The organism is Methylobacterium sp. WL103 (assembly GCF_008039885.1).
Classification (GTDB): Bacteria; Pseudomonadota; Alphaproteobacteria; order Rhizobiales; family Beijerinckiaceae; genus Methylobacterium; species Methylobacterium cerastii.
In genome coordinates this window covers 1-5,344 of the sequence record NZ_VRUX01000283.1, presented here as the reverse complement: position 1 = coordinate 5,344, position 5,344 = coordinate 1, and the positions used below count along the sequence as shown (strand labels likewise).

7 protein-coding genes and 1 pseudogene are annotated in these 5,344 nt (G+C 71.3%); 6 read left to right on the top strand and 2 right to left on the bottom strand.

From position 1 onward, the window contains the following. Positions 1 to 258, top strand: a pseudogene (locus FV222_RS29725) (hypothetical protein); the annotation flags it as partial. A 232-nt stretch (positions 259 to 490) separates the two neighbouring features. Beyond that, on the top strand, positions 491 to 829 hold the full coding sequence (locus FV222_RS29720; protein ID WP_187277356.1) for a hypothetical protein: 339 nt from the start codon (positions 491 to 493) through the stop codon (positions 827 to 829). An 18-nt stretch (positions 830 to 847) separates the two neighbouring features. Here the strand turns inward: FV222_RS29720 and FV222_RS16315 are convergent, their stop codons facing one another. Further along, positions 848 to 1,132, bottom strand: a complete 285-nt coding sequence (locus tag FV222_RS16315) for a hypothetical protein (RefSeq protein ID WP_147764821.1) — start codon at positions 1,130 to 1,132, stop codon at positions 848 to 850. 246 nt (positions 1,133 to 1,378) lie between these two features. Between FV222_RS16315 and zwf the strand changes: the two genes are divergently transcribed. Together zwf and FV222_RS16305 are read left to right on the top strand one after the other, a co-directional pair. Then, positions 1,379 to 2,851: a glucose-6-phosphate dehydrogenase gene (gene zwf, locus FV222_RS16310; RefSeq protein ID WP_147764820.1), complete on the top strand. Its 1,473-nt coding sequence runs from the start codon at positions 1,379 to 1,381 to the stop codon at positions 2,849 to 2,851. Further along, on the top strand, positions 2,848 to 3,195 hold the full coding sequence (locus FV222_RS16305) for a hypothetical protein (protein WP_187273770.1): 348 nt from the start codon (positions 2,848 to 2,850) through the stop codon (positions 3,193 to 3,195). Before zwf ends, FV222_RS16305 begins: the two co-directional genes overlap by 4 nt. A gap of 15 nt (positions 3,196 to 3,210) precedes the next feature. Here the strand turns inward: FV222_RS16305 and FV222_RS16300 are convergent, their stop codons facing one another. Further along, positions 3,211 to 3,438: a hypothetical protein gene (locus FV222_RS16300; protein WP_147753310.1), complete on the bottom strand. Its 228-nt coding sequence runs from the start codon at positions 3,436 to 3,438 to the stop codon at positions 3,211 to 3,213. A gap of 150 nt (positions 3,439 to 3,588) precedes the next feature. Between FV222_RS16300 and FV222_RS16295 the strand changes: the two genes are divergently transcribed. Then, positions 3,589 to 4,086 (top strand): hypothetical protein, encoded by a 498-nt coding sequence (locus tag FV222_RS16295; protein ID WP_147753311.1) that lies wholly within the window; start codon positions 3,589 to 3,591, stop codon positions 4,084 to 4,086. 94 nt (positions 4,087 to 4,180) lie between these two features. After that, positions 4,181 to 5,254, top strand: coding sequence for a catalase family protein (locus FV222_RS16290; protein ID WP_147815121.1), 1,074 nt, complete (start codon positions 4,181 to 4,183; stop codon positions 5,252 to 5,254). Positions 5,255 to 5,344: the final 90 nt, after the last annotated feature.

Below are 5,344 nucleotides of genomic sequence, written 5' to 3'. Positions count from 1 at the left end.
CCCCGGCACGGCGCGGGCAAGCGCGAGGGCTTCCGCCTCGGCTGGGGCAGCTGGCTGGTGATCGAGATCCTCGTCATCGCCATCGCCGCCGCCGCGTTCCTGGCCTGGCCGCCGACCTCCGCCTGCCGCGAGCAGGAGGCGAAGCTCGGCTTCTATGCCGGCGACACCCTCGGCAAATGCATCCGCCGCGGCATCGCCGCCCGCATCGACGACGCCGACCAGCGCCTCAAGATGCTGTTGCGCGGCTCGGGACGGTGACTCAGTCGCGAAACATCCAGCCCCGACGAAACAAGGCGCGCCTCTTGGCAGAGGTGCGCCCTGGAAGTTGGTTCCGGTCTCGTGAAGGAACGGAATTTCGATACGGCGTCGGGCCTGCGCGGACAAGGTCTGGTCGGCGGTATACCAGAGTTGTGGCCGTGTCGTCGGATGGTCACATGGGTTAAGCTTCGCCGCCGGAATCGACCGACCGGTTGCGTCGAGGAGACCACACATGGCGTCCATCGCGGAAGTCGCGGCGACGATGCGCGACGTCGTCACGCCGGGGATGAAGCCGAAGGAGATCCGCGCCGCGATCCGGGAGAAGCACCCGGAGGCAAGCAAGAAGGAGATCGTCCGCGCCGCCTTCTACGCCCTGGCCGAGGCTCCGGCGGGCGCGTTGGCGGACCTGCACGGCTTCGCCCTGTCCGAGCGCGGCGCCACGATTCGGTTCAGGCGGGTGCGCGCCCGCTCCGCGTCGGTGAGCGGGCGCGGTGCGGCGCCGTCGGTGGGGTGGGCGTACATGGTCGGCTCGTTCAGAAGAGGGCGCATGGGGGCTCGGTGTCGTGGCTAAACCGGCCGCGGACCGAAATCAGTTCATCGCCCGGCGCAGGGCGGCGAGGTCGGTGGGGAGCGACAGGGCGCCGTTCAGGATCTCGCCGCGGGCGCAGGCGCCGGCCTTGAACAGCTGGCCGAGGCCGGCGCCGGCGCGCGACCCGCAATCGGTCACGAGGTAGCTCGCGGCGAACAGCGCCATCGGGGCGAGGAACAGCGCGAGCTTGAGGAGCGAGAACGCCCGCCCGAACACGCCCCGGCGTCGCGGCCGCGGCTCGTCCCAATCCGCGTCGCGCGCGTACCGCTCGTCATCCTGGTGCATGGCCGGACCGATCTCCCGGGGCGCCTTCGATGGACCGCATGACCGGCCGCAGCGTGAGAATGCCGTCCCGACTTGAACATCTCGCTAAGCGACGTGCTTAACGGCGGCGCACGCCCCCGGCCCTGCCGTCGCCCAAACCTTGGCGAAGCAATTGCAAAGGCCTAAGCCGCGGGGTGGGATCGGGCCGGCCGCGCGAGTCGTCCGCGGGCGGACATCCGCGCCGCCGCATCAAACCGGGAGCAGCCCTTGGCCACCATCATTCCCGTCGCCTCCTTCGACTACGTCGTGTTCGGCGCGACCGGCGACCTCACCACCCGCAAGCTGCTGCCGGCCCTGTACCACCGCTACAAGGACGGCCAGATCCCGCCGACCTCCCGGATCATCGGCGCCTCGCGCTCGGAACTTGCGGTCGAGGCGTTTCGCGCCCGCACGCGGGACGCGCTGAAGCGCTTCGTGGCGGCCGACGACCTCGACGAGGCGACGCTCGCCGCCTTCCTCGACCACCTCGACTACGTGGCGGTGGACGGGGCCGGCGACGACGGCTGGCCCGACCTCGTGGCCAAGCTCGACGAGCGGCCCGACCAGGTGCGCCCGTTCTACCTCGCGACCTCGCCCGACCTCTACGGCTCGATCTGCCGGAACCTCGCCAAGTTCGGCCTCGTCGGCGAGAAGTCCCGCGTCGTTCTGGAGAAGCCGATCGGCAAGGACCTCAAGTCGGCCCGCGCGATCAACGACGCGGTCGGCGAGGTGTTTCCGGAAGAGCAGATCTTCCGGATCGACCACTACCTCGGCAAGGAGACGGTGCAGAACCTGCTGGCGCTCCGCTTCGCCAACACGATCTTCGACCGGCTTTGGACGGCGGACGTGATCGACCACGTCCAGATCACGGTGGCCGAGACCGTCGGCGTCGAGGGCCGGGCCGGCTACTACGACACGTCGGGGGCGCTGCGCGACATGCTGCAGAACCACATCCTGCAGCTCCTGTGCCTGACCGCGATGGAGAGCCCGCTCAACCTCGATGCCAACTCGGTGCGCGACGAGAAGCTCAAGGTGCTGCGCGCCCTGAAACCGATCACGGCCGGCGACGTGCAGCAGGTGACGGTGCGTGGCCAGTACGTGCAGGGCGCCGTCGACGGCAAGCCGGTGGAGGGCTACCTCAACGAGCTCGGGCACGACAGCCGCACCGAGACCTTCGTGGCCTGCAAGGTCGAGGTTCAGTCGTGGCGCTGGGCCGGCGTGCCGTTCTACCTGCGCACCGGCAAGCGCCTGCCGCAGAAGCTCTCCGAGATCGTGGTGCAGTTCCGCGCCGCGCCGTTCTCGATCTTTCCCGAGGAGTCGTTCGGGCGCGAGCCGAACCGCCTCGTCATCCGCCTGCAGCCGCAGGAGGGGATGAAGCTCGAGGTGATGACCAAGGATCCCGGCCCCGGCGGCATGCGCCTCCGGCCGACCAACCTCGACATCTCCTTCGAGGAGACCTTCAAGCAGCGCTACCCGGACGCCTACGAGCGCCTGCTGATGGACGTGGTGCGCGGCAACGCCACCCTGTTCATGCGCCGCGACGAGGTCGAGGTCGCCTGGGCCTGGGCCGACAGCCTGCTCAAGGCCTGGGCCGACCGCCGGGAACCGCCGCGCGCCTACCCCGCCGGCAGCTGGGGCCCCACCGCCGCCATCGCCCTGATCGAGCGCGACGGGCGGACCTGGCATGAGGAGCTTCGATGACCTCGTTCGCACGCTGTCTGGCAGGCCTCGCGCTCCTCGCGACGCCGGCGCTCGCCGAAGGCCCCGGCACCGGGCAGGACTACGCCCCGAGCGGATCGCCGGGCGGCGCGCGGCCCGACACCCGGGCGCTGACCTGCGCGGACGCCGCCGCCCTCGTCGCCCGCGCCGGCGCCGTGGTGATGACCACCGGCGCGATGACCTACGAGCGGATCGTCCGCGACGGCGGCTTCTGCACCATCGAGCTGACGGCGCGGCCGGCCTTCGAGGCCACCCGTGACGTGCGGATGTGCTTCGTCGGATACCGGTGCGTCGAGCGCATGCAAGAGGGTCGAGACGGGCCGTGACGGGATCGACTGGCCTCAGGCTGCGGGGACGCCGATCAGCTCGGCCTGAAGGTCGCCGAGATAGGCGCTGAGCCGGGCGGTGATCGCCGGGTCGGCGCATTGGACCCAGAGCGGCACCGGCAGGGCGGCGCGCGGGCAGCGCAGGATGATCCGCTCGGCCGAGAGGGCGGCCTGCCGCTCGGTCGCCGCCGCCAGGAGCTTCGAGCCCGCGGGCGTCCCGATCATGATGGCGATGCTCGTCATGCCGGGCCAACCCGCGAGCGCGCCGTCCGTTGCCTGCGTGCGGGTGGCCGGGACGGCGTGTCGCGTGCGCTATCCCGCCCGTCGGGCGTACCCTATCTTGGCCGCGGCCCGCGGGAGACGGAGGCCCGGGCAAATGGGGGTTGGAACGCCGTGCGACGCCTCCTGAAGTTCCTGCACACGATGGGCGCGATCGGCCTGATGGGGGCGGCGGCCTGCCTGCTGGTGCTGTTCGTGTTCGTACCGCCCACCGCCGACCGGGCCGGATACGCGCTGATGCGCGGGGCGATGGGTGCGGTCGCCACCTGGATCTTCCTGCCCTCGCTCGCGCTCACCCTGCTGTCCGGCCTGCTGGCCCTGGCGCAGCGCGCCTTTCACCGGGCGGTCTGGGCCTGGGCCAAGCTCGCCACCGGCGTGCTGATGTTCGAGGGCGGGCTCGTCTACGTGCAGGGGCCGATGCGGCAGGAGGCCGAGTTGAGCGCCGAGGCGCTGGCCGGCCGCCTCGATCCCGGCCTGCTCGCCCAATCCCTCGGGCCGGAGCGCAACACCCTGTGGCTGCTGCTGTTCGTCGCCACCGCCAACGTCGTCCTCGGCGTCTGGCGCCCGCGGCTGATGCGGCGGGTCGTGACGGCCTCCCGCTCGGCGGGATGACGCTGCGCGGGCTTGTGATGACGCTGCGCGGGCTCGCGACGGGGAACGGATGCACCGGAGATCCGTTGCGCACGAGCGAAATCCGGAGGCCCCCATGGTCGCGATGCCCGTCCGCTACAGCCCCGACCTCGAGCAGGTGACGCCCGACGAGGGACAGACCATCGAGCGGCTGAACCAGACCTTCGACACCATCCTGACGCGGGTCGCCGACGATTCGGGACACGCGGTGCGCTCCGTCCACGCCAAGTCGCACGGCATCCTCGAAGGCGTGCTGACGATCGACGCGAACCTGGCCCCGGAGCTGGCGCAGGGCCTGTTCGCCACGCCCGGCACGCACCCGGTCTACATGCGGCTCTCGACCAACGCCGGCGACATCCTGCCCGACGCCGTGTCGCTGCCGCGCGGTCTCGCCCTGAAGGTGCTCGACGTGCCCGGCGAGCGCCTGCCCGGCGCCGAGGGGACGACGCAGAACTTCATCTTCGTCAACGGCAAGGTGTTCCAGGCGCCGAACGCCGAGAAGTTCTTGGGCAGCCTCAAGCTGCTCGCGGGCACCACCGACCGGGCCGAAGGCCTGAAGGTCGCCGCCTCCACCGTGCTGCGCGGGGTGAACAAGGCGCTGCACGCGGTCGGCATCGACAGCACCACCGTGGGCGCCCTCGGTGGCGCGCCGAACGTCGACCCGCTCGGCGAGACCTATTACAGCGTCACCCCGTTCCGGTACGGCGACCATGTCGCCAAGTTCTCGATCGCCCCCGTCGCCCCGGCGTTGACCGCGCTCACCGGCACCGAGATCGACGCCTCCGGCCGGCCGAATGCGATCCGCGAGACCGTCAGCGCCGAGATGCAGGGCATCGAGGGGGTGTGGGAGTTCAGGGTGCAGCTCTGCCGCGATCGCGAGCGCCAGCCGGTCGAGGACCCGACGGTCGAATGGGACGAGGCGGAGGCGCCGTTCCAGCGGGTCGGGCTGATCACCGTCCGCCCGCAGGACAGCTGGGAGCCGGGCCGGGTCCAGGCGGTGGACGAGCAGATGCGCTTCAGCGTCTGGACCGGGCTCGCCGCGCACCGTCCGCTCGGCAACATCAACCGGGCGCGCAACGCGCCCTACAAGCACTCGGCCGAGTTCCGCGAGCGCTTCAACGGTTGCCCGATCCACGAACCGTCGGCCTGAGCGCCGCGAGAGGGCGCCCGGGGCGTTTCATCGACGAGCCGGAGCGGGGCTCACGCCGCGTCGGCGGCCGCGACCCGGACCGGCTCGCGC

What these genes read in the sequence shown, in the direction of transcription:
- FV222_RS29720 (WP_187277356.1), top strand. Translation starts at nt 491, where the DNA reads ATGGCGTCCATCGCGGAAGTCGCGGCGACGATGCGCGACGTCGTCACG.
- FV222_RS16315 (WP_147764821.1), bottom strand. Translation starts at nt 1,132, where the DNA reads ATGCACCAGGATGACGAGCGGTACGCGCGCGACGCGGATTGGGACGAG.
- FV222_RS16305 (WP_187273770.1), top strand. Translation starts at nt 2,848, where the DNA reads ATGACCTCGTTCGCACGCTGTCTGGCAGGCCTCGCGCTCCTCGCGACG.
- FV222_RS16300 (WP_147753310.1), bottom strand. Translation starts at nt 3,438, where the DNA reads ATGACGAGCATCGCCATCATGATCGGGACGCCCGCGGGCTCGAAGCTC.
- FV222_RS16290 (WP_147815121.1), top strand. Translation starts at nt 4,181, where the DNA reads ATGGTCGCGATGCCCGTCCGCTACAGCCCCGACCTCGAGCAGGTGACG.